Genomic DNA, 22,529 nt, shown 5'->3' on the forward strand with positions numbered 1-22,529 from the left:
TGATCCTGCCTGTCAGGGAGCCACGGCGTCAATGCGATAACGGACATCCGGGTATTCCCGCTCCTCCAGATTGTTTCCCGGTCCCTCGCGGTCGATCACCAGGAAATCGCTCACCGCCTCCAGCGATAGAAGCGGATGATGCCACGTATTGCGAGCGTAGTTCACCCCGGTGCCCGGTGGACAAAGAAATGCGAGCGGCTCGCCGGGCCGGCCCGCCTCGTCCGGCGCGACCACGACCAGGAACGGCCTGCCGGAGAGCGGGTAGAAAAGCTGGCTGCCGAGCGGATGCCGCTCCATCATCGCGACCACGACGGGCGGGGCGAATGGCTGGCCGCGAAACAGGCTGACGATGGCCCGTCCGCCGCCCTCGCTCACGTCGATCCCGGCGAGATCGTGGAAACGCTCCGTCGAGCCATTGTTGATGAGCCGCCGCTCCGCGCCCTCGACGGAGACGACGTCGCCGAAGGGCGCGAAGGCCTGCTCGGTCAGCGGCCGGACCGTGATCGGGATCGTCCGCATCGCTCACATGTCCTTCGGCGGGTGGGTGTCCCACCAGTGGCGGGCGATGTCGATGCGGCGCGTCACCCAGACATCGTCGTGGGACTTCACGTAATCGAGGAACCGGGCAAGCGCGGCGGCGCGCCCCGGCCTTCCGACGAGCCGGCAGTGGAGACCCACGGAAAGCATCTTCGGAGCGCCCGCCCTGCCCTCGGCGAGCAGCATGTCGAAGCTGTCCTTCAGATAGGCGAAGAACTGGTCGCCCGAATTGAAGCCCTGCGGCGTGGCGAAGCGCATGTCGTTGACGTCCAGCGTGTAGGGCACGACCAGGTGCGGCCCCTTCGGGCCCCGGACATAGAAGGGCAGCTCGTCGGCATAGGAATCGGCCGAGTAGACGAAACCGCCCTCCTCCATGACGATCCTCAGCGTGTTGACCGACGGCTTGCCCTGGTAGATGCCGAGCGGACGCTCGCCGGTTACCTCGGTGTGCAGGCGAACGGCCTCGAGGATGTGGGCGCGCTCGGTCTCCTCGTCGAAATCCTTGTATTCCAGCCAGCGCAGGCCGTGGCTGGCAATTTCCCAGCCGGCCTCCTTCATGGCGGCGACGGCCTCGGGGTTGCGCGCCAGAGCGACGGTCACGCCGTAGACGGTGACCGGCAGCTCACGCTCGGTGAACAGGCGCCAGAGCCGCCAGAAGCCGACGCGGGAGCCGTATTCGTAGAGCGATTCCATGTTGAGGTTGCGCTGCCCGGGCCACGCATCCGCGCCGACGATCTCCGACAGCAGCTTCTCGGAAGCCGGATCGCCGTCGAGGATGCAGCTCTCGCCGCCCTCCTCGTAGTTGACGACGAACTGGACGGCGAGCCTCGCGCCGCCCGGCCATTCGGGGTCGGGCGGCGTGCGTCCGTATCCGACCAGATCGCGGGGGTAGTCATTTTTTGAATACATGGTCCAAATTCAACCTGCTTTGACGCAGTTCGCAAGCCCAAAAAAAAGCCGCGGACAATGCCGCGGCCTTTTTCGTTCGATTGGCGAACCGTCACTTGCGGCCGAACAGGCTCCACAGTGCCGGCACCAGCGCCGCGGCAAGCGCGGCCTTGATGATGTCGGTGACGATGAACGGGCCGATGCCCCAGGCAATCGCCTTGTCGGTGCCGAACATGACGGCGATCCAGGCCGCGCCGAGCGCGAGGGTCGCCAGCGTGCCGGCGAGGTTCGCAGCGAAAAGCTTGAGCGGCTTGTTGGTCAGGCCGTTGTCGGCCGCCCAGCCGGTGATGCCGGCGGCAACCACGAAGCCGGCAAGGTAGCCCGTCGTCGGGCCGGCGAAATAGGCAAGGCCGCCGCCATTGGTGAAGACCGGGAGACCGGCCGCGCCCTCGGCGAGATAGGCCAGCAGCGTCGCGACGGCGAGCTTGCGGCCGAAGGCGGCGGCGATGGTGAAAATGGCGAGGGTCTGCAAGGTGGTCGGCACCGGCCACATCGGCACTTTCACCTGGCCGGCGATCGCGATCAGTACCGAACCGAGGCCGACGAGAAAGGCATACATCGCATAGCGCGTCGCGGTTTCGCGCGGCAATACACGATGGATGAGCGTTTGCGGGGCATTGGTAAGTGCCATGTCGATATTCCTGTTTTCCAGTATCAGCGGGAAATCCCGACCATCCTTGCCTATATCGGCGTAGCTGCTAATCAGCAAGTCGCCCTTCGGAGGGGATTGAAAAAAGGACCGGAAAACGCCCATGGCCGATCTTGAATTCGACCGCCATTTCGAGCCGGCACATGGCGAGCCGGTTGCCGTCGCCGAGAAGGTGACGCGCGTCACGGTGAACAATCCGGGGCCGTTCACCTTTCACGGCACCAACAGCTACATCGTCGGAGAGGAAACGCTGGCGGTCATCGATCCCGGCCCCGAGGACGACGCGCACCTGCGGGCTCTTCTGGCGGCCATAGCAGGGCGTCCCGTCAGCCACATCTTCGTCAGCCACACCCATGCCGACCATTCGCCGCTGGCCGCGCGGCTGAAGGAGGCCACCGGCGCAACCGTGGTTGCCGAAGGGCCGCACCGCGCGGCGCGGCCGCTGCATATCGGCGAGACCAACCCGCTCGACGCATCCTCTGACACGGATTTCGCACCCGACCGCAGGCTTGCTGACGGCGAGGTGATCGATACGGGCGAATGGGCGATCGAGGCGATCGCGACGCCGGGCCACACCGCCAACCACATGGCCTTCGCGCTCAAGGGCACGGGCATCCTGTTCTCGGCCGACCACGTGATGGCCTGGGCAACGTCCATCGTCGCGCCGCCCGACGGGGCGATGGCCGACTACCTGAGTTCGCTAGACCGCCTCGCCGAACGCGACGAGCGGCTCTACCTGCCGGGACACGGCGGCCCGGTCAGGAACCCGAACCGTTTCGTGCGCGCCCTGCGGACCCACCGCAAGATGCGCGAGGCGGCCGTCCTCGACCGCATCCGCAAGGGAGACCGGACGATCCCGGAAATGGTGCGGGAAATCTACCGCGACACCGATCCGCGGCTGCACGGCGCGGCCGGGCTGTCGGTCCTCGCCCACCTGGAAGACCTCGTCGCGCGCGGCCTCGTCGAAACGGACGGCCCTCCGGCGATCAACGGAATTTACGCGCCGGCCTGACGATCAGGCCTCGACGATGCCGACCAGCTCGAAGTCGAGCGCCGTCAGATAGGACGCGATCAGCCGCGCGTTCCAGCCGAGATCGTGCGGCACGTGGCCGGTGCGCGCCCGCATGTCCACGAAGGAGGTGTCCCCCTCGTCGGCAAGGCGTATGACGATCACGCCGGGAATGGCGAGCACCGGGACACGGTAGGAAAACTCGAAGAACAGCTCGTCATCGGCGCTGATGCGCCCGCGCCGCGAGACCAGTTGCCAGCCGCGCGCCTCCGCGACGGCGAGGATCGTCTGCTCGATGGCTTCCGGCGGCGCCTTGTAGCGACGGCCGCTGAGCTCCGGGTAGCCATCGCGCAGATCGGCGGCAACGACCGCGAGCGGATTGACCGCCGTCAGGCGCGCCTCGCTTTCCATGAGCGGCGGATCGACCAAGTCGGTGGAGACGTCGTTCTGGCGCGGATTGGCGAAGAAGGCGGCGGTGCCGATGGCATAGGGCGTCAGGGTGACGATGCTGAAGAACAGCGCGGCGATGACGCTGCGGCCGCCCTTGGTGCCCTTCATCCACAGGCTCCGCAGCGCCGCGGCGATCACGACGAGGCCGACCAGGGCGATGATCGCCACGCAGGCGCCGAGCACCAGGAAGGCCGGCGTATCGACCATGCCGATATTGTGGGCGAGCAGGGAGACACCGGCCAGAACGGGCGCGAACCCCGCCACGCGCAGCGACCAGACGGCCGAGCGCGATCTCTTCCGCTCCGGCAGCGGGCGAAGGACCAACCGCTCGCGATGATGCCTGGTTGCAAGGAACGCCATGGCGCCGGCGTTACCGCGAATTCGCACGAATTGCAAAGGCGACAGGGAGAAAACCGGGGCCCAGCCGGCGGCGTGCCCTAATGCTGCCAAACTAGAGGTACTGACTCGGAACTGCTGCAGGGGCTGGAACAAACCGCAAGGGAGACGCGCAGATGCCGTCCGCACACACCCATGACGCCGCCGTTCTGCAACCCGCGGCCAAACCTGCCACTCCGGACAGCAAGGACCGGTCCGACCTGGAAACCGTCGAGCTTGAACTGGCCATCGACCGGCAGACCTTGCAGGAATTCGGTTTCGAGCATTGCCTGCAACAGGCATGCGAGGCCAGCGGATTCGGCTTCCTTTTCCAGTTGCCGATTTTCGACCAGATCCCCGGCCAGCGGATCGCCGTCCTGACGACCCGGGACGGAAGCAAGCTGCTGTTCGCGGTCCTGAACGATGCCGGCGACGACATCGCCATCGTTTCCGAGGAAGAGATGCGGCCGGAAATCCGAAGCTTTTCCACGGCCTTCATGGAAGTCTTCATGCACCTCGGCAACAGCCCGGCACGGGACTGACCGACGCTACGGCGCGCGCATGGCGAGCGTCGCCTGCGCCGCGGCCAGCCGGGCAATCGGCACGCGATAGGGCGAGCATGACACGTAGTGCAGGCCGATGGTCTCGCAGAACGCGATCGAGGCCGGATCGCCGCCGTGCTCGCCGCAAATGCCCAGCGTGATGTCCGGCCGGGTGCTCTGACCGCGTTCGGCCGCCATCTGCATGAATTCGCCCACGCCCTCCACGTCTATGGTTATGAAGGGGTCGCGGTCGATCACGCCCTTGCGCAGATACTCGTTGAGATAGAGGCCCGCGTCGTCGCGCGATATGCCGAAGGTCGACTGCGTCAGGTCGTTGGTGCCGAAGGAGAAGAACTCGGAGCTCTCGGCGATCCTGTCCGCGCGGATCGCGGCGCGCGGCAGCTCGATCATGGTGCCGACGAGATACTCGATCTTCGCGTCCCATTCCTCCATCACCGCCGCCGCCACGACGTCGATGCGATCCTTGACGAACTTGAACTCCCGCTCATAGGCAACGAGCGGAACCATGATCTCGGGAACGACCTTCTCGCCGGTCTTCTCGCCGGCCTCAAGAACGGCCTGAAAGATCGCGCGAGCCTGCATGTCGACGAATTCCGGATAGCACACCGCCAGCCGCACGCCGCGATTGCCGAGCATGGGATTGATCTCGTGCAGGTCCTCGGCCTTCTGGCGGATTCGCTCGGGATCCATTCCCACCGCCTCCGCGAACTGTTCGGTCTCGCGACCGGGGCGCGGCAGGAACTCGTGCAGCGGCGGATCGAACATGCGGATCGTCACCGGCAGACCGCGCATGATCTCGAACAGCTCCAGGAAATCCGCCTTCTGCATGACCTGCATGGATTCCAGAATCCGGTCGCGCTCCTCGACGCTGTCGGCCAGGATGAACAGGCGCAACGCACGAATGCGTTCCTCGTCATTGAACATGCGCTCGGTGCGACACAGGCCGATGCCCTCGGCGCCGAAGCCGCGGGCCGTGATCGCATCCTCCGGTGTCTCGGCATTGGCGCGCACCTTCATGCGGCGGATCTCGTCGGCCCATTCCATGAGGGTCGCGAAATCGCCCGAAAGCTCCGGCTGCACCGTCGGCAATGCACCGAGCAGGACCTCGCCGCTGGTGCCGTCGACGGTGATGACGTCGCCAGACTTCAACGTGCGCCCGCCGGTCACCAGCACGCCCTTCTCGGCATTGATGCGCATGCTCCCGGCGCCGGAAATGCACGGCTTTCCCATGCCGCGCGCGACCACGGCGGCATGGCTGGTGGTGCCGCCATGGGTGGTCAGGATGCCCTCGGCGGCGTGCATGCCATGGATGTCCTCGGGGCTGGTCTCGGGCCGCACCAAAATGGACTTGCGACCGCTCGCCCGCAGCTGCTCGGCCTCCTCCGAGGTAAACACGATCTCGCCGGTCGCCGCGCCCGGCGATGCCGGCAATCCGCGTCCTATGACGACGCGCTCCACATCCGGGCTGATGGCCGGGTGCAGGAGCTGTTCGAGGGATGCGGGGTCGATGCGCCGCAGGGCCTCGGTCTTGGCGATCAGGCCCTTTTCCGCCATCGCCACGGCGATCCGGATCGCCGCGCGGGCCGAGCGCTTGCCATCGCGGGTCTGAAGCAGCCAGAGCTTGCCGGCCTCCACCGTGAACTCGATGTCCTGCATCTCGCGGAAATGGTTTTCCAGCCGCTTCGCGTATTCGCGCAGTTCCTGGAACGTCACGGGCATGGAATCTTCCATCGGAACAAGGCCGGACCCGTTCACTTGCGTCCTTGTCAGCGGGTGGGGCGTACGCATACCTGAAACGACGTCCTCGCCCTGCGCATTGGGCAGGTACTCGCCGTAGAGACCGTCGTCCCCGGTGGCCGGATCGCGGGTAAAGGCAACCCCCGTCGCCGACCCTTCGCCCATGTTGCCGAATACCATGGACTGGACCGTCACCGCGGTTCCCCAGCTTTCGGGAATGTTGTGCAACGCGCGAAAGGTGACCGCCCGCGGATTCATCCAGCTTCCCAGGACGGCGCGGATCGCGCCCCAAAGCTGCTCCTCCGGGTCCTGGGGGAATTCCTCGCCATATTCGTCGGCGATGGCGGTCTTGTATTCCGCGATCACCGCACCCCAGTGTTCGGCGGTCAGGTCACCGTCGCGCGCGGCGCCGCAGCGCTTCTTCACGCGGACTATGATATCCTCGAAAAGCGAAGGATCGAGCCCCATGACGACGCTCGCGTACATCTGGATGAAGCGGCGATAGCTGTCATAGGCGAAAGCGGGATTTCCGCTCGACTGCGCAAGGGCTTCCACCGACCTGTCGTTCAGACCGAGATTGAGAACCGTGTCGAGCATGCCGGGCATCGACTCCCGCGAGCCGGAACGGACGGACACGAGAAGCGGCTCGGTTTCGCCGCCGAAGGTCTTTCCGGTCAGCCGCTCCAGCGCATCAAGGGCGCCCTCGACCTCGCGTTCAAGCGTATCGGGCAACAGCCGGCCATTGGCGTAGTAGTGACGGCAGACATCGCTGGCGATGGTGAACCCCGGCGGCACCGGCAACCCGAGCCGCGCCATTTCCGCGAGGTTCGCACCCTTGCCGCCAAGCCGGTCCCTGTCGCGGGCCGTTCCCTCCGCTTTCCCTCCCCCGAATATGTAAACCCAATCCGTCATGTGAACCTGGCCGGTCCTCTCCCGTTCGCTTCCGTCAATGCCCTCCCCGCCGCATCAACCGAGGGTCCATGCATAGCGCATTGCCCCCGAAACATGCGAGCGCTTTTTTGCAGCGCAACAAGCCCGTTGACAACGGATCCGTTCCGGATGCCGTCGCCACTGCCGGCCGGCATTGCCGGGAAACGGGAAATCGTTTCGGCGAGTTCCGCTCCGTTCTTCCCGAGTGCGCCCGCGGGTTTCCGAACCGCTGCCTTCCCCTTGCCGCCCACGCCCGGCCGTATCGATACCGGCATTTCCGTCACTCCCCGTTGCACGCATCGTCCAACCGGCATGATACAGGGCTTCCCGGCGGGGTGGATCAATTCGCCGCGCACATGCCGGCAGCCTGGATCAGCCATTTCCGCGCGCCGAGACCGGCGGAACCGCTCAGCTCGCCTCGCGCAGCTCCTCGGCCTGCTGGAGATCGACCGACACCAGCTGCGAGACGCCCTGCTCGGCCATGGTGACGCCGAACAGGCGGTCCATGCGCGCCATGGTGATCGGGTTGTGGGTGATGATGACGAAGCGGGTGTCCGTGTCCTTGGCCATCTGGTCCATAAGGTTGCAGAAACGCTCGACATTGTGATCGTCGAGCGGCGCGTCGACCTCGTCGAGCACGCAGATCGGCGCCGGATTGGTCAGGAACACGGCGAAGATGAGGGCCATGGCCGTCAGCGCCTGCTCGCCGCCGGACAGCAGGGTCATCGTCTGCGGCTTCTTGCCGGGCGGGCGGGCAACGATCTCGAGACCGGCCTCGAGCGGATCGTCGCTCTCGACCAGCTGCAAGTCCGCCGTGCCGCCGCCGAACAGATGCGCGAAGAGCCGCTTGAAGTGGGCATTGACCGCCTCGAAGGCTTCCAGCAGGCGCTCGCGGCCCTCCTTGTTGAGGCTGGCGATGGCGGAGCGCAACTCGCGGATCGCATCCACCACGTCATCGCGCTCGCGCACGATGGATTCCAGCCGCTCGGCCAGCTCCGCCTGTTCCTCCTCGGCGCGCAGATTGACCGCGCCGAGACGCTCGCGCTCGATCTTCAGGCGTTCGAGCCGGCGCTCGACGGCATCGGCATCGGGGAGCGCCGCATCGGAATCGAGGCCGGTCAGCTTCAATGCCTCGTGCGGCGCGCAGTTCAGGGTCTCGCGGATGCGCGCCTCGACCTCCTTGCGCCGCTCAGAGGCCGCGGTGAGCCGCTCCTCGGCGCGAGCCCGCTCCTCGCGGGCGCCCGAGAGGGCCGTGATCGCGTCGGTCGCCGCCTTGTCGGCCTCGCGGCCCGCGGTCTCGGCCAGCGCCAGCCTGTCGGCCGCCTCCTTGCGCGCCTGCTCGGCGGTTTCGATCTCGCGGACAAGGCCGCGGCGACGCTGGGGCATCTCGTCCGGCACGTCCTCGAGGGCGGCCAGTTCCTTCGCGGTCTCGTCGCGGCGGGCGGTCAGCACCTCGATCTGCCGGTCGGCATTGGCGCCGCGGGAACGCCAGTTCTCGCGCTCGGAGCGCAGCGCGACGAGACGGCGCTGGCGCGCCTCGCGCTCCCGGGCGAGCGACTGGTGGTTGGCGCGGGCCTCGGTCAGCGCGGCGCGCTCGGTGGTCACGACCGCAGACTGCTTCTCCACCGCCGCGTCCAGATCGGACAGATCCGGCTCGCCGGCCAGAGCGGTCTCGGCCTCGGCCAGCACGCCGGCGGCCTCCTCGATGTCGGCCCTGGCGCGGGAGACGCTTTCCTCGAGCACGGCCTTGCGCTTCGACAGCTCGCCGGTCGCCCGCTCGGCGGCGGCCAGCGCGTCGCGGGCCTCGCGGGCCGCGGCCTGGGCGGCGCGCAGCGCGTCGCGGGACCGGCGCTCCGCCTCGATCGCGGCCTTCGTGGCTTCCTTGCGCCCGGCGACATCGGCCTCGCAGGCACGGAGCACCTTCGTCGCCTCGACGATCTCGGCGTCCAGTTCCGCAAGCCGGTTCTTCTGCGCCAGCCGCTGCGCGGCGGGCGTCGGCGCATCGGCGCGGGCGGTGTAGCCGTCCCAGCGCCATAGCGCGCCGTCCCGCGTCACCAGCCGCTGGCCGGTCCGGAGCTCCGCCTGCAGCGCCTGGCCCTGCTCCACGCTCTCCACCACGCCGATCTGCCGCAAAGCGCGATGCAGCGCGTCCGGCGCCTTGACGTAATCGGCGAGCGGCACGACGCCCGCAGGCAAGGCGGGATCGTCGGCAAGCGGCGCAACGGCGGCCCAGTAGGCCGGCGCCGTCGAATCCAGCGGCAGGTCGAGATCGTCACCCAGCGCCGCGCCGAGCGCGGCCTCAAAGCCCTTCTCGACCCTCATCTTCTCGACCACGGCGGGGAACAGGTCGCTGCCGCCGGCATTGAGCATCTTCGAAAGGGTCTGGGCCTCGGTCTCCAGCCGGTTCAACTGCGCCCTCGCCTCCTGCAGGGCGGGCTGGCGCGCGTTCTCGGCCTCGCGGGCGGCAGACACGTTCTGCTCGGCCTCGGCGGCGGCGCGCTCGGCCTCCAGGACCGCGTTCTCGGCGGCCTCGAGCTGCGCGCGCTTCTCGGCCGGATCGGCAAGCGACTTGATGCGGTTCTCGATCTCGGCCAACTCGGCCACAAGGCGGTCCTGCTGGGCGGCCAGCCGGTCGGAACGCTCCCGCGTCTCGCGGATGCGGCGTTCGAGTTGCGTGCGCAGGGCCCCGGCCTCCGCACGCTCTCCGGTCAGGCGGGACAGCTCGGCCTCCGAGCGCGCCAACGCCTCCTCGGCCTGCTCGAACAAGCGCTTCAGCTCGGCCTCGCGGTCGCCCGTCGAGGCCTCTTCGGCAACGATCTGCGCCTCCTCCTCGTCGAGGCGGGCGATCGCGGCCGCGTTCTCCGCCTTCATCTGCTCCTCGCGGGCGATGTCGGCGGCAAGCTGTTCGGCACGGTTCTGCAGCTCGTTGCGGCGCGCCTCCTGGCGGCGGGCATCCTCGTCGAGCTGGTTGAGGGCGATGGTGAGCCGCTGCAACGCGGCGGCGGCGGCGGCCTCGGCCTCGCGCAGCTCGGGCAGCTTGCGCTGGGCTATGGCCTGGGTCTTGGCCGCCTCCATCTGCAGCTGGGCGCGCTCGCCGACAAGGGAGGTGGCCCGCGAAAGCGCCGACTGCGCCTCGGCCTCCTGCTCCCTGGCGTGGGTCCAGCGCAGGTGCAGCAGGGTCGCCTCCGCCTCGCGGATGTCGCGCGACAGCGCCTTGAACCGCTTGGCCTGCCGGGCCTGGCGCTTCAGGCTCTCGATCTGGCTCTCCAGCTCGCCGATCACGTCCTCGAGACGCTCGAGGTTAGTTTCCGCGCCGCGCAGGCGAAGCTCGGCATCGTGGCGGCGCGAATGCAGGCCGGAAATGCCGGCGGCCTCCTCCAGCAGCGCGCGGCGGGCCTGCGGCTTGGCCTGGATCAGCTCGCCGATGCGGCCCTGCCCGACCATGGAGGGAGAGCGGGCGCCCGTCGACTGGTCGGCGAAGAGAAGCTGGACATCCTTCGCGCGGGCGTCCTTGCCGTTGATCTTGTAGGCGGAACCCGCCTCGCGCTCGATGCGGCGCGTCACCTGAAGGGTGTCGTCGTCGTTGAAGGCCGGCGGCGCGGTCCGGTCGGAATTGTCGAGGAAGAGGGAGACCTCGGCGGTGTTGCGCGAGGGGCGCGTCGCGGAGCCGGAGAAGATCACGTCATCCATGCCGGACGCGCGCATGTTCTTGTAGGAGGACTCGCCCATCACCCAGCGCAGCGCCTCGACAAGGTTCGACTTGCCGCAGCCGTTCGGCCCGACAACGCCGGTCAGGCCGCCCTCGATGATGAATTCGGTCGGCTCGACGAATGACTTGAAGCCGAGCAGGCGGAGCTTCTCAAAGCGCATATGCGCCTCCGCCGGTCATGCCGGCCGGACGCGCCGACCGGCACAAGGCAGCGCCGTCAGAGCATTCCGTCCAGAACTGCCGACATCTCTTCAACTGATAGGGCTCCGGAATATTTCTTTCCGTTGATGAAAAAGGTCGGGGTCGCATCGACGCCGAATTCCGATGCCCCGCGCTCCCTTACCGAATTGATGTCATCCAGAAGCTTCTGGTTGGTCAAGCAGGCCTCGAAGCTCTCCTGTGTAAAACCGGCCAGCTTCGCGATGTTTTCCAGCGGCTCGCGCGCATTCTTGACGAAAGCCCACTGTTCCTGCTGCCTGAACAGGACATCGACCATGGCGAAATACTTTCCCTCCGGCGCGCAGCGGGCCAGCATGAAGGCGGCCGCGGCGCGGGGATCGAAGGGAAACTCGCGCATGATGAAACGGACCTTGCCGGTGTCGATGTAGTTTTCCTTGATGGCCGGGAAGGTATTCTTGTGGAAGTTGGCACAGTGGCCGCAGGTCATCGAGGCATATTCGACGACGGTGACCGGCGCGTCCTCGGAACCCTCGACCTGCTCTTCCAGCGGACCGGGCTGCAGCAGCTTTTCCATGTCGACCGTGCCTGTCGGCTTCGGCGCGGACTGCGCGAAGGCAAGGCGCGGCGCGGCGGCGAGGGAAACGCCTGCAACCGCGGTGGCCAGCAGGGCGGAACGGCGGGTCATGAAGATTTCGGCCATCGGGGACTGTCTCCGGTTCGTTGATCTGGCGCCGATATATGGCATCGAAGATGGCGTGACCATGGCCTTTTCCGGCTGAACGGGGGCTGAACGCGGTTTTCCGATAAACTCTGCGTCAAGATGCGGTTTACGACGACAGGTGGAGAACCACCTCGCGGCGGTGCGGGCGGTCGCGGTGCTCGAACAGGTAAAGGCCCTGCCAGGTGCCGAGCGCAAGGCGCCCGCCGGCGACCGGGATGCCGACGGAGACCTGCGTCAGCGCCGCCTTGATGTGGGCCGGCATGTCGTCCGGCCCCTCGGTCGTGTGCACGATCCAGCGCATCGAGGGATCGTCGGAGCGCGGCACCAGGCGGCGGAAGAATTCGTCGAGATCGCGCCGCACGTCGGGATCGGCATTCTCCTGGATCAGCAGCGAGCAGGAGGTGTGGCGCACGAAGACCGTCAGAAGCCCCTCGCCCGCCCCCGCATCGCGGACAAAGGCTTCCGCACGGCCGGTGAACTCGTAGAGGCCGGGACCATCGGTGGCTATCGAGATCGCAGTCTGCCTCATCGGTCGGGACTCCTCCGGAAACGGGCCATAGCGGCCCCGCGCCGAAACCGTAGCCGGGAAGGCGGAGGTGTCAACGCCGCAGAGACCAGCCGTCGGGGATCCCGGTCTTCGACCGGCCGATTGACGGGCGTCAATGCGCCGGCGGCCGGCGCGCCGGATGGTTTCCACGAAGGTCTCCTCGGCATTCGCGGCCGAGGGGTCCCAATCGGCCCGTGCGACTGCCACCATGCCCCGGGAGCCGTTGCACCCGCCGAGGGAGAGCCCGGTCGATGGCCGGGTTTTCCTTTGGCGGAACCAGGGCACGCGTCATCGCCCGCGCTTCCGGCCGGAAGCGCGGGTTCCCGGAAGGGCGATGACCTTCCGCCCCCGTCACGGCGGCCCTTCCCTTTCCGCCCAGACCGCGACGCGGTGGCATTCCCCCAGAACCTCGTCGATGGCGTGGCGGCCTCGCTTCCGGTGCCCCGGCGGCGGGCCGGGGCGCAGCGCGGTGTAGATCACCCGGCGGCTGTCCGGCGGGCGGTGGCGAACCCGCGCCTCGTGGCGGGCAAGGCGCCGGGCCTCGCGGTCGATGTTGTCCAGCGCCATGCGCGCCGAAACCAGGCGACGCAGCAGGGTCGCCGCCGGGATGTCATCGCCCGGCAGGCGTAGGTCGGGTTCCGGCTCCGGCGGGCGGCGCATGTAGACCGGGAACGGGTTGTCGCCCAGCAGGCGGATGCGCGGACGGCTGCGGGCATGGCGCCTGCGGGGACGGGCGAAATCGAAACGCTTGCGCGGATCGACCAGCGGGAAGGCCGGGATGGGGCCGAGCGGGACCGGGCCGTCGGGTTCTTTCTCCGGTTCCGGTTCGGGATCAGGGATGATGCGGATGTTGGCCAGCCCCAGGTTGACCGGCACGCGGACGAGCTGCGGGGCGCCGGGAAGCGGTTTTTCCGGCGGAGCGGGCGGCTCGGGGCGGATGGTGACGGTGACGGGGGTGGAAGCACCCGTCCGTTCGGAGCCTGCCGACGCTTCGCCGGATCGTCGGCTCGCCGCTGGCGTGGCGACCGGCTCGTCACCGCCCTTCCGCTTCAAGGCAGGCGCATGGCGGACCTGCACCTCGATGTCGCGCGCGGCAATGACGATCAGACGTCGCACGGCGGCCTCGGCGGAGCGCAGGATGCGGCGGACGTGGAGAACGGCGTAGCGCGGCAGGGTGGCCGGGAGGACTGGGGGAAGGGTGAACGAAGCGGCGTCGGCCTCGGGGGCTGCAAGGGGACCGGACGCGGGTTCGGCAGCCGTCTCGAAATCCAGCCCGGCGAGCGCGAACAACTCCCGCAATATGCGCAGCAGGTCCCTGCGGTTCCTCTCTATCGCCAGTGCCCAGTCGAACTGCATCGCTCCCTCCACGCCGCACCATGCGGCAGCGGGACAAGGATAAGGGAGGCGGGAGCGAGGTGGACAAGTTTCGCGCCGCAATGGCGGCAATGCCGGACAGCGGACCGGAAAGGCAAGCCATTCCCGCAGGTTGTCAGAAACGGTGCAGAAAGCGATTCAGCCTATTTCGCCGCGAGGATCGGCACCGCCAGCTTGAGGGCGGCGAGGACGAAGGGCGCGGCATGCATCAGAAAATCGAAGATGTCGATCGGCTTCACCAGCGTGCCGGACGCCAGCATCTTCAGCTTCTCCCAGATGTGCGGCTCCGGCACGAAGGGGGCGAGGCCGAGCGTCAGGCAGGCGATGATGACGATGTTCCAGGGCAACTGGTCGAGAAGGCTGGCGAGCGATTGCATGGGAGCGGCAGGTCTCCGAAACGGGGATTGTCGGATTCTGCCTATGGCAAGCCGGTCGCCACGTCAAACATTCCCACATCGGAATATTTCAGGGACTCAGAAACCGGGAAAGCCCCTCGCCTCCCATTCGCTGCGTGGAATCGCCGCGCCGACGGAAAAGGCAAAGGCGACGACCTGCGTGGCATCCGCGTCGACCTCGCAGCGGAAGCTCAGGCCGTACCATTGACCGGACGCGCGGAAGGCGCCGTCGCGGACCTCGATCGCCGTGCCCTCGCCCAGCCGGTAAGCCGGAAGGAGTTCGGGCCACACGGGCGGCTCGGCATGGCGGAGCTGCTCGCGCAGCTCGGTGGTGCAAAGCTCGGCGCCGCGCTCGCCGCGTGTCAGCGTGCCCATGGCATCCATGGCCGCGAGATCACGGCTTACGGCCCGCGAGAAGAGCGTCCGGGCCTGCGCGAGTTCGAGCGGCGGCTTTTCGGCGGGAACGGCGATGCCGGGCACGGCGTCTTCCGGTGCCGGCTCTTCGGCGGCCTCCTCGGGGGCGGGCTCCTCCGGCGCGTTGCCGTCCTCTGCGATTTCCGGACCGGCATTCCGCTCGCCGAAGCGGAAAACGGGACGCAGGACCTGGATCGGCTGGGCATTGATCCGCGCAACGGCGTCCGCCTCCGCAGGCGGCGGTTCTTCGGCCGGTTCATCCTCCGCTGGCGGCTCGTCCGGTGCGGGCTCCTCCTCCGGCGGCGGCACGAGTTCGACCGCGACCGCCTCCGGCGGATCGGGCGGCACAAAGCCCGCGGGCAGGCCGAAGACCAGCAGCGCCGCCAGAACGGCATGCGCGGCCAGCGAGGCGACGAGGCCCCGGAGATTTCCCGCTGCCGGTTCGGATTGCGTGTTGTGCATGGGAAGGCCTTAGCCGCCGATCATGGCAGGAGCAAAATCAAATTGCCGGGAGAAAACGGGAAAAGGACGGAAGGGAAACGGTCCGGCCACGACACGCGGCGCGGTCAGGCGGCCGGCGCCCGCAAGCGCCCCTGCTCCGCCATCTCGCGATGCAGTGCGATGGAATCGACATCGAAGCCGTTGGGCCAGGTCAAAACGCCGTTCGAGAGAAACACGCGGGCGAACCAGGCCTCGTCCGCAAAGGGCTCGACCATCGGACCAACGGCGTCCCGGAGCCAGGAGAAATCCGCCTCGCCCCCGTCTCCGTTGGAAAAGCGCACATCCGCCTTGTAGCCGGGCTTCGGCTTCACCTCGACGACCTTGACCACTTCAATCATTCAACATCTGCTCCCGGCACCTGGTTGAAGGGCAGATGAAGACTGCCACGCTCCCAGTTTTCCAGCAAAGGCAGGCCGACGCTGCGCGATCCATTCGGAAACGATGCGTTCGGCCCGGTCGGGCAGGCTACCGCCGATGACCTCGCCTGTCTGAATGTCGAACAACGCCTCCCGGCCCTGATACAGCGCATGGAGATGCGGCGGATTGTGGTCGCGCCAGTACATCTGGATCACGATGCCGAAGAATATCGAGATCGTCGGCATCGTGGGTGTTCTAGCTGTCCAGGAAGCTCCTGAGCTTGCGCGAACGGCTCGGGTGCTTGAGCTTGCGCAGGGCCTTGGCCTCGATCTGACGGATGCGCTCGCGCGTCACCGAGAACTGCTGGCCGACTTCCTCCAGCGTGTGGTCGGTGTTCATGCCGATGCCGAAGCGCATGCGCAGCACGCGCTCCTCGCGCGGGGTCAGCGAGGCGAGCACGCGGGTCGTCGTCTCGCGCAGGTTCGCCTGGATGGCCGCGTCGATGGGCAGGACCGCGTTCTTGTCCTCGATGAAATCGCCGAGATGCGAATCCTCCTCGTCGCCGACCGGGGTCTCCAGCGAGATCGGCTCCTTGGCGATCTTGAGCACCTTGCGGACCTTCTCCAGCGGCATGGCCAGCTTCTCGGACAGTTCCTCCGGCGTCGGCTCGCGGCCGATCTCGTGCAGCATCTGGCGCGAGGTGCGGACGATCTTGTTGATCGTCTCGATCATGTGCACCGGGATGCGGATGGTGCGGGCCTGGTCGGCGATCGAGCGGGTGATCGCCTGCCGGATCCACCATGTCGCGTAGGTGGAGAACTTGTAGCCGCGACGATACTCGAACTTGTCGACCGCCTTCATCAGGCCGATGTTGCCTTCCTGAATCAAATCAAGGAATTGCAGGCCGCGGTTGGTGTATTTCTTGGCGATCGAAATCACCAGCCGCAGGTTGGCCTCGACCATCTCCTTCTTGGCGATGCGCGCCTCGCGCTCGCCCTTCTGGACCTGGTTGACGATCTTGCGGAACTCGGCGATCGAGATGCCGGTTTCGGTGGCCAGCTCCTGGATCTCGGAACGCAGTTCCTCGATGGTGGCGACCTCCTTGGCGAATTCGCGCCAGCCGCGGCCCGGCAGGCCGGCAACGCGGTCCACCCAGTTCGGATCGAGCTCCGAGCCCTGGTACTGCTTGAGGAACTCCTCGCGCGAGACGCCGTAGCTCTCGGCGAGGCGCAGCAGCTTGCCCTCGTTCTGCACGAGGCGCTTGTTGATCGAGTAGAGCTGCTCGACCAGCGCCTCGATGCGCTGGTTGTTGAGGGACAGCGACTTCACATAGGTGATCAGCTCGTCCTTGAGCTGCTTCAGCCGCTTCTGCTGGCTCGGCGACAGGGCATCGGTGTCCGAGAGCGAGCTCTCGACATGCTGGTCCTGCAGCTTGCGCAGCTTGGCATAGGTCGAGGCGATGGCGTCGAGCGTTTCCATGACGGACGGACGCAGCTCGGCCTCCATCGCGGCGAGCGACAGGTTCACCTCGTCCTCGTCGTCGTCCTCCTCTTCCTGGCGGCCCTCGCCACCGACATCGGTGACGTCATCGCTCTGGCGACGCGGACGGCGAAGGGCGCGCTCCTTCTCCTCGCGTTCCTTCTTGGCCTGCTCGATCTCCTCGGGCGTCGGCACCTTGGGCGCCTGCTTGGCCTCGGGACCGGCATAGGTCGCCTCAAGGTCGATGATGTCGCGCAGGAGGATGTTCCCCTCGTTGAGCTCCTCGCGCCAGATGATGATGGCCTGGAAGGTCAGCGGCGACTCGCACAGGCCGGCGATCATGGTCTCGCGGCCGGCCTCGATGCGCTTGGCGATGGCGATCTCGCCCTCGCGGGACAGAAGCTCCACCGTGCCCATCTCGCGCAGATACATGCGCACGGGGTCATCGGTGCGGTCGGTCGGCTCCTTCTTCTTCGCCGTCGTCGCCACGGCGGTCGCGCCGGTCGTCGCAAGCTCGGTGGAGCCGCTCTCCTCGTCGGACGCGTTGTCGTTGTCGCTGTCGACCTCGTCGTCCTCGACCACGTTGATGCCCATGTCGGAGAGCATCGCCATGGTGTCCTCGATCTGCTCCGAGGTCACCTCCTCGGACGGCAGCACCGCGTTCAGCTCGTCCATCGTGACATAGCCGCGCTTCTTGGCGACGCGCAGCAATTTCTTGACGCTGTCCGCGCTCAGGTCGAGCAACGGGCCGTCCGGCGCCTGCTCGGGCGCGTTTTCAGCTTCGGTCTTTTCTTTGGTCTTGGTTGCCATAAAATCCCAGTCTCCGGCGACGATGTACTAGCCGCGGCCTCGCCGGCGCCCTACCCCCGCGGTATGCGCCACTTGCCCGATTCGTCATCAACGCGAACCAGCCTTAGGCGAAGCGTGTTAATTGCCGATTACCCCTATTTAGGTGCGCTTCGCGCCAATCCAACACGAAGCCACATAAAAACGGTTGCCTGACTGACACAATTCGGGCGCGCGCCCGAAATTCCTTGATTCCCGCGATTCGTCGCAACGTCAAGCCTGACGCCGAGATTCGGCGAAAAAACCGGCGAATCAGAAGGAGCGGGTCGGCCGGCCCGACGACACGCCGAATCCCTCCACCAGCGCCTCCAGCGAATCCGTGCGGTCGATCTCGTTGCGGATGTCGGCAACGCGGCGGAAATTCAACTCGCTCGATTCGCGCCCCAGCGCCGCCTCGGCCGCGCGCAACTCGCGGCGCAGCACGCGCGACCGGCGATGCAGGTGCAGCGCCTGGCGGAACCCCTCCTGCGCATCCTCGAAGGCCGCCTTCTCCGTCGCCGTCCACAGCCGGGTACGGATGACCCGCTCATCCAGCCGGGCCACGGTCTCGGCATGGGCAGCAAGCGCGGGATGCTCGACAAGCTCGGCCCGGCTGCGCGGGCGCCCCGTGGCGCAGGCCTCGAGAATGGCACTGCGCAGGCGCTCGAGACCCGAATGGTCAAGTTCCAGCGCGGTGAAATCGTCGAAATGATCGGCGAGCAGATCCGGATGGCACAGCACCGCGGAAACGAGCGCGGCCTCGCGCAGCGGCATCTCGTCGACCGACGCCGACAACAGGCGCGAGCGGGTCAGGCTCTCGGAGATGGCCAGGCGGCCGCCCGCCATGGCGCCGCGGCGGCGCCCGCCGCCCCCGCCGTAGCCGCCGCGATCATAGCCGCCGCGACCACGACCGCCGCCCCTGCCCTGCTGCGGCGAGCCGAAATGGGCGTTGATGCGCTCGCGCATGGCCTGGTTGTAGTGGCGGCGAACGCTCTCGTCCTGGATCAGGTTCGTCGCCTCGCGCAGGAGCTTCTCCAGCTCGGCGCGGCGCTCCGGCGTGTCGAACACCCGGCCCGTCGTCTCGCGCGACCAGAGCATGTCGGCCAGCGGCTTGGCCGCAGCGAGAACCGACTCGAAGGCCTCCGCGCCGCCACTTCTGACCAGATCGTCCGGATCCTTGCCCTCGGGCAGAAGGGCATAGCGGACCGAACGGCCGGGCTTCAGTCCGGGCAGAGCGAGTTCGAGCGAGCGGAAGGCGGCGCGAACGCCCGCCTTGTCGCCGTCGAAGCACAGCACCGGCTCGGGCGTGACGCGCCACAGGAGGGCGAGCTGATCCTCCGTCAGCGCGGTGCCGAGCGGCGCAACGGCATTGTCGATGCCCGCCTGGTCGAGCGCGATGACATCCATGTAGCCCTCGACGGCGACGATGGTTCCGGCCTTGCGGGCATTCTCGCGGGCACGGCGGAAATTGTAGAGAATCCGCCCCTTGTGGAAGAGCTCGGTCTCGGGCGAGTTGAGATACTTCGCCGGAACGTCGGGCGAGAGCGCCCGCCCGCCGAAGGCGATCACCCGGCCCCGCGCATCCTCGATCGGGAACATGATGCGGTCGCGGAAACGGTCGTAGGAAACGGCGATATCATCGCCGAAGACGACGAGGCCGCAGGCCTCGATCTGGTCCTTGGTCGCGCTCCTGGCCGCCAGATGCTCCTTCAGCGCGTTGCGGCTGTCTGGCGCATAGCCCAGGCGGAACTTCTTCTGCGTCACGCCGGACAGGCCGCGATCGCGCAGATAGGCGCGCGCCTTCGCACCCGCCGACTCCTGCAACTGCGCCTCGAAGAAGGAAACGGCCATCTCCATGACATCGTAGAGGGTGGCACGGACCTTCTCGCGCCGCTCGGCATCGGGATCGCGCTCGGGCATCGGAACGCCCGCCATCTCGGCAACCTGCTGCACGGCCTCCGGAAAGGACACGCCGTCGAGCTCGGTCAGGAAACGGAAATGGTCGCCCGAAACGCCGCAGCCGAAGCAATGGTAGCGGCCCTTCTTGTCCTCGCAGTGGAAGCTCGGCGTCTTCTCGCCGTGAAACGGGCAGCAGGCCCAGTAATCGCCGCGCGACGTGTTGGTCTTGCGCTTGTCCCACGTCACCCGCCTGCCGATCAGGTCGGAAATGGGGACACGGTCGCGTATCTCGTCGAGAAAGGATTGCGGAAAGCGCATGGACGGCCTTTGCGGGAATCGTACCCCTCCATAGAAGCACAATCGGGCAAGGCCAAGATGCGCCCGCAAATGCGGGACACGCGTCCCCGCTAATCACAGGCCGGCGCCTGCGACGGGCGCGCGCCTAGCGGTGGTAATACTTGAAAAAGCCCGCGATCTTGGCGGCGTTGTTGGAATTCATGTCGAAAAGAATTCCAAGGCGGTTTCCGCGCACCCAACGGATCTGCCCGTTGAGAAATCCGAGCTTCTCGGAATGGACCTCGACGCGGTCCCCGATCCGCATGTTCCGGGTGTCATGCATCTCCACGCCCATCCCGGTCCTGGAAATGTCGACCACCATCGCACCCTGGTCATAGGTGCCGTTGCGGATCTTGATGAACATGCGCGCGTCGTGACGCGTCGCGGAACGCTGGTCCATGTAACGGTTCTGGTAATTCGGCAGAGGCACGGCCATCCCCTTCGCACTTGTCCAAGTCGAGGGAATCATACGCAAATTTGCAAACAAAGCGTTTAACTACAAGCTCGGGATCAACCGATTCCGCCACATCATATACACGCAACCGGCCAGCCGGGACTCCGGCCGCCGGACCGAATGCTTCGCGAAGGCGCCGGGCGGGCGCTATTGCTGGAGAATCGACTTGACGACGCCGCTGGCCTTGGAGAAGTCCATCTGGCCGGCAAAACGCTTCTTGAGCGTCGACATGCACTTGCCGACGTCGCGCAGCCCCTCGGCCCCGGTCTCCTTGATGACGGTCTGGCAGGCCTTCTCGACCTCCTCCTCGCACATCTGCTTCGGCAGAAGCTCGAGAATGACCGCGGACTCCCGCCGTTCCTGCTCGGCCAGGTCGAGGCGACCGGCCTGCTCGTAGGCGGCGGCGGACTCGCGGCGCTGCTTCATCATCTTGGTCAGGATCTCGCTGATCTCCTCGTCGGAAACCGGATCCTTTCCCGCGCTGCGGTTTGCAATATCGCGATCCTTCACCGCCGCGCAAATGAGGCGCAGTGTGGATATTCGCGTCTTGTCCTGAGTTTTTTGAGCTTCCTTCAGCGCTGCCTGAATCGCATCGCGCATCGTCTCAACTCCTTGATGGTCGCGGGAACATAGCGCCGAACACGATACGACGCAAGACTGTCATTAACTTGTAAGTTGTTGATTTTCAACGCATTTTAGAAACATAGTCAGAGCGCAACCGGCCTCTCGTCCCGAAAAGGCCACATTCGGCGGCACAGTTTCCCGCGTGCTTCATCCCCGGCACCCGGCCGGCAGACGCGGTGTTTTCAGGCGGCCAATATGGTGTTACAGGCCGGCCTCGGCAAGAGCCCGAACAATCACAGCTTCGAGACCGAAATCCATGACCGACACGATTCCGACGCATACTCCCGCCACCGGCGACGCCTGGACGGTGGACAAGCCCACGGCCGTTCTCGTTCTCGCCGACGGAACCGTGCTGGAAGGAAAGGGCTTCGGCGCGACGGGCGCTGTCGAGGCGGAAGTGTGCTTCAACACGGCGATCACCGGCTACGAGGAAATCCTCACCGATCCCTCCTATGCCGGCCAGATCGTGACCTTCACCTTTCCGCATATCGGCAATGTCGGCACCAATGACGAGGACATCGAGGATCTCAACCCGGCGCAGAGGGCCGGCGCGGTCGGCGCGGTGTTCAAGGCCGACATAACCGATCCGTCCAACTACCGCGCCGCGGGCCATCTCGACGCGTGGCTGAAGGCGCGCGGCGTGATCGCGCTCTCGGGCATCGACACGCGGGCGCTTACGGCCCATATCCGCGAGCACGGCGTGGCGAACGCCGTCATCGCCCACGACCCGGCGGGCAATTTCGACGTCGAGGCCCTGAAGGCACGGGCAAGGGAATGGGGCGGACTCGTGGGCCTCGACCTGGCCAGGGAAGTGACCTCCGGCCAGTCCTCGACATGGAACCAGACGCCCTGGGAATGGAACAAGGGCTTCGGCGAACACGAGGCGTCGGACAGCGACATCCATGTCGTCGCGCTCGATTTCGGCGTGAAGCGGAACATCCTGCGGCTGCTCGCCGGCCTCGGCGCGAAGGTGACGGTGCTGCCGGCCAGCGCGACGGCCGAAGACGTGCTGGCGCACAAGCCCGACGGCATATTCCTGTCGAACGGCCCCGGCGACCCGGAGGCGACCGGCGAATATGCCGTGCCGACGATCCGGAAATTGCTGGAGACGGACATCCCGATCTTCGGCATCTGCCTCGGCCACCAGATGCTGGCGCTGGCGCTCGGCGCGAAGACGGTGAAGATGCACCAGGGCCATCACGGCGCGAACCACCCGGTCAAGGACCACACGACCGGCAAGGTGGAGATCGTGTCGATGAACCACGGCTTCGCGGTGGACTCCAATTCGCTGCCCGAGGGCGTAACGGAAACACACGTGTCGCTGTTCGACGGCTCGAATTGCGGCCTCGCGGTGGACGGCAAGCCGGTCTTCTCGGTTCAGCACCACCCGGAGGCCTCCCCCGGCCCGCAGGACAGCCACTACCTGTTCCGCCGCTTCATCAACCTGATCCGCGAAAGGCGCGGCGAGCCGGCACTGGCGGAGCGCTGAGCCTCCCAATATTCGTCATATCCGGCG

Annotated in this window: 20 protein-coding genes; 3 read left to right on the forward strand and 17 right to left on the reverse strand. The window is 66.8% G+C overall.

Features of this window, described 5'->3' with window-relative positions; translation table 11 throughout:
* Window positions 1-12: 12 nt before the first annotated feature.
* From HTY61_RS10165 to HTY61_RS10175, 3 genes are all read right to left on the reverse strand, one after another.
* The gene (locus tag HTY61_RS10165) at window positions 13-519 is read right to left on the reverse strand and encodes an ureidoglycolate lyase (RefSeq protein ID WP_175276681.1); all 507 of its coding nucleotides are present in this window, start codon (window positions 517-519) and stop codon (window positions 13-15) included.
* Between the two features lie 3 nt (window positions 520-522).
* Entirely contained in the window at window positions 523-1,446 is a 924-nt protein-coding gene (puuE, locus tag HTY61_RS10170; RefSeq protein WP_175276682.1) for an allantoinase PuuE, read from the reverse strand.
* 91 nt (window positions 1,447-1,537) lie between these two features.
* Complete coding sequence (locus HTY61_RS10175) at window positions 1,538-2,194, reverse strand: biotin transporter BioY (protein WP_246272775.1); 657 nt, start codon at window positions 2,192-2,194, stop codon at window positions 1,538-1,540.
* 43 nt (window positions 2,195-2,237) lie between these two features.
* Between HTY61_RS10175 and HTY61_RS10180 the strand changes: the two genes are divergently transcribed.
* Window positions 2,238-3,146, forward strand: coding sequence for an MBL fold metallo-hydrolase (locus HTY61_RS10180; protein ID WP_175276683.1), 909 nt, complete (start codon window positions 2,238-2,240; stop codon window positions 3,144-3,146).
* A 3-nt stretch (window positions 3,147-3,149) separates the two neighbouring features.
* On the opposite strand, the gene HTY61_RS10185 is transcribed toward HTY61_RS10180, so the two are convergent.
* On the reverse strand, window positions 3,150-3,953 hold the full coding sequence (locus HTY61_RS10185; RefSeq protein WP_175276684.1) for a DUF1499 domain-containing protein: 804 nt from the start codon (window positions 3,951-3,953) through the stop codon (window positions 3,150-3,152).
* 152 nt (window positions 3,954-4,105) lie between these two features.
* Between HTY61_RS10185 and HTY61_RS10190 the strand changes: the two genes are divergently transcribed.
* Window positions 4,106-4,510 (forward strand): hypothetical protein, encoded by a 405-nt coding sequence (locus tag HTY61_RS10190; RefSeq protein ID WP_175276685.1) that lies wholly within the window; start codon window positions 4,106-4,108, stop codon window positions 4,508-4,510.
* A 6-nt stretch (window positions 4,511-4,516) separates the two neighbouring features.
* Here the strand turns inward: HTY61_RS10190 and ppdK are convergent, their stop codons facing one another.
* The 13 genes from ppdK to HTY61_RS10255 form a co-directional block, all read right to left on the reverse strand.
* Window positions 4,517-7,180 (reverse strand): pyruvate, phosphate dikinase, encoded by a 2,664-nt coding sequence (gene ppdK, locus HTY61_RS10195; RefSeq protein ID WP_175276686.1) that lies wholly within the window; start codon window positions 7,178-7,180, stop codon window positions 4,517-4,519.
* 426 nt (window positions 7,181-7,606) lie between these two features.
* Window positions 7,607-11,068, reverse strand: a complete 3,462-nt coding sequence (gene smc / locus HTY61_RS10200; protein WP_175276687.1) for a chromosome segregation protein SMC — start codon at window positions 11,066-11,068, stop codon at window positions 7,607-7,609.
* Between the two features lie 56 nt (window positions 11,069-11,124).
* Window positions 11,125-11,787, reverse strand: coding sequence for a DsbA family protein (locus HTY61_RS10205; RefSeq protein ID WP_175276688.1), 663 nt, complete (start codon window positions 11,785-11,787; stop codon window positions 11,125-11,127).
* A gap of 127 nt (window positions 11,788-11,914) precedes the next feature.
* Window positions 11,915-12,337, reverse strand: a complete 423-nt coding sequence (locus tag HTY61_RS10210; protein ID WP_175276689.1) for a secondary thiamine-phosphate synthase enzyme YjbQ — start codon at window positions 12,335-12,337, stop codon at window positions 11,915-11,917.
* 369 nt (window positions 12,338-12,706) lie between these two features.
* Complete coding sequence (locus tag HTY61_RS10215) at window positions 12,707-13,711, reverse strand: hypothetical protein (RefSeq protein ID WP_175276690.1); 1,005 nt, start codon at window positions 13,709-13,711, stop codon at window positions 12,707-12,709.
* Between the two features lie 161 nt (window positions 13,712-13,872).
* Window positions 13,873-14,106, reverse strand: coding sequence for an RND transporter (locus HTY61_RS10220; protein WP_175276691.1), 234 nt, complete (start codon window positions 14,104-14,106; stop codon window positions 13,873-13,875).
* Window positions 14,107-14,202: 96 nt separating this feature from the next.
* Window positions 14,203-15,000: a DUF930 domain-containing protein gene (locus tag HTY61_RS10225; RefSeq protein WP_175276692.1), complete on the reverse strand. Its 798-nt coding sequence runs from the start codon at window positions 14,998-15,000 to the stop codon at window positions 14,203-14,205.
* Window positions 15,001-15,104: 104 nt separating this feature from the next.
* Window positions 15,105-15,377: a DUF2442 domain-containing protein gene (locus tag HTY61_RS10230; protein WP_197945301.1), complete on the reverse strand. Its 273-nt coding sequence runs from the start codon at window positions 15,375-15,377 to the stop codon at window positions 15,105-15,107.
* Window positions 15,378-15,641, reverse strand: a complete 264-nt coding sequence (locus HTY61_RS10235) for a DUF4160 domain-containing protein (protein WP_175276693.1) — start codon at window positions 15,639-15,641, stop codon at window positions 15,378-15,380. It lies immediately after the preceding gene.
* 10 nt (window positions 15,642-15,651) lie between these two features.
* The gene (gene rpoD, locus HTY61_RS10240; RefSeq protein ID WP_175276694.1) at window positions 15,652-17,685 is read right to left on the reverse strand and encodes an RNA polymerase sigma factor RpoD; all 2,034 of its coding nucleotides are present in this window, start codon (window positions 17,683-17,685) and stop codon (window positions 15,652-15,654) included.
* A 288-nt stretch (window positions 17,686-17,973) separates the two neighbouring features.
* A complete protein-coding gene (gene dnaG, locus HTY61_RS10245) occupies window positions 17,974-19,917 on the reverse strand; it encodes a DNA primase (RefSeq protein WP_175276695.1) in 1,944 nt (647 codons plus the stop codon).
* A 124-nt stretch (window positions 19,918-20,041) separates the two neighbouring features.
* Window positions 20,042-20,371 (reverse strand): PilZ domain-containing protein, encoded by a 330-nt coding sequence (locus HTY61_RS10250; RefSeq protein ID WP_210268606.1) that lies wholly within the window; start codon window positions 20,369-20,371, stop codon window positions 20,042-20,044.
* Between the two features lie 165 nt (window positions 20,372-20,536).
* A complete protein-coding gene (locus HTY61_RS10255) occupies window positions 20,537-20,989 on the reverse strand; it encodes a GatB/YqeY domain-containing protein (protein ID WP_175276697.1) in 453 nt (150 codons plus the stop codon).
* Between the two features lie 280 nt (window positions 20,990-21,269).
* Between HTY61_RS10255 and carA the strand changes: the two genes are divergently transcribed.
* Window positions 21,270-22,502, forward strand: coding sequence for a glutamine-hydrolyzing carbamoyl-phosphate synthase small subunit (gene carA, locus HTY61_RS10260; protein ID WP_175276698.1), 1,233 nt, complete (start codon window positions 21,270-21,272; stop codon window positions 22,500-22,502).
* Window positions 22,503-22,529 lie beyond the last annotated feature (27 nt).

This window comes from Oricola thermophila (genome assembly GCF_013358405.1).
Lineage (GTDB): Bacteria > Pseudomonadota > Alphaproteobacteria > Rhizobiales > Rhizobiaceae > Oricola > Oricola thermophila.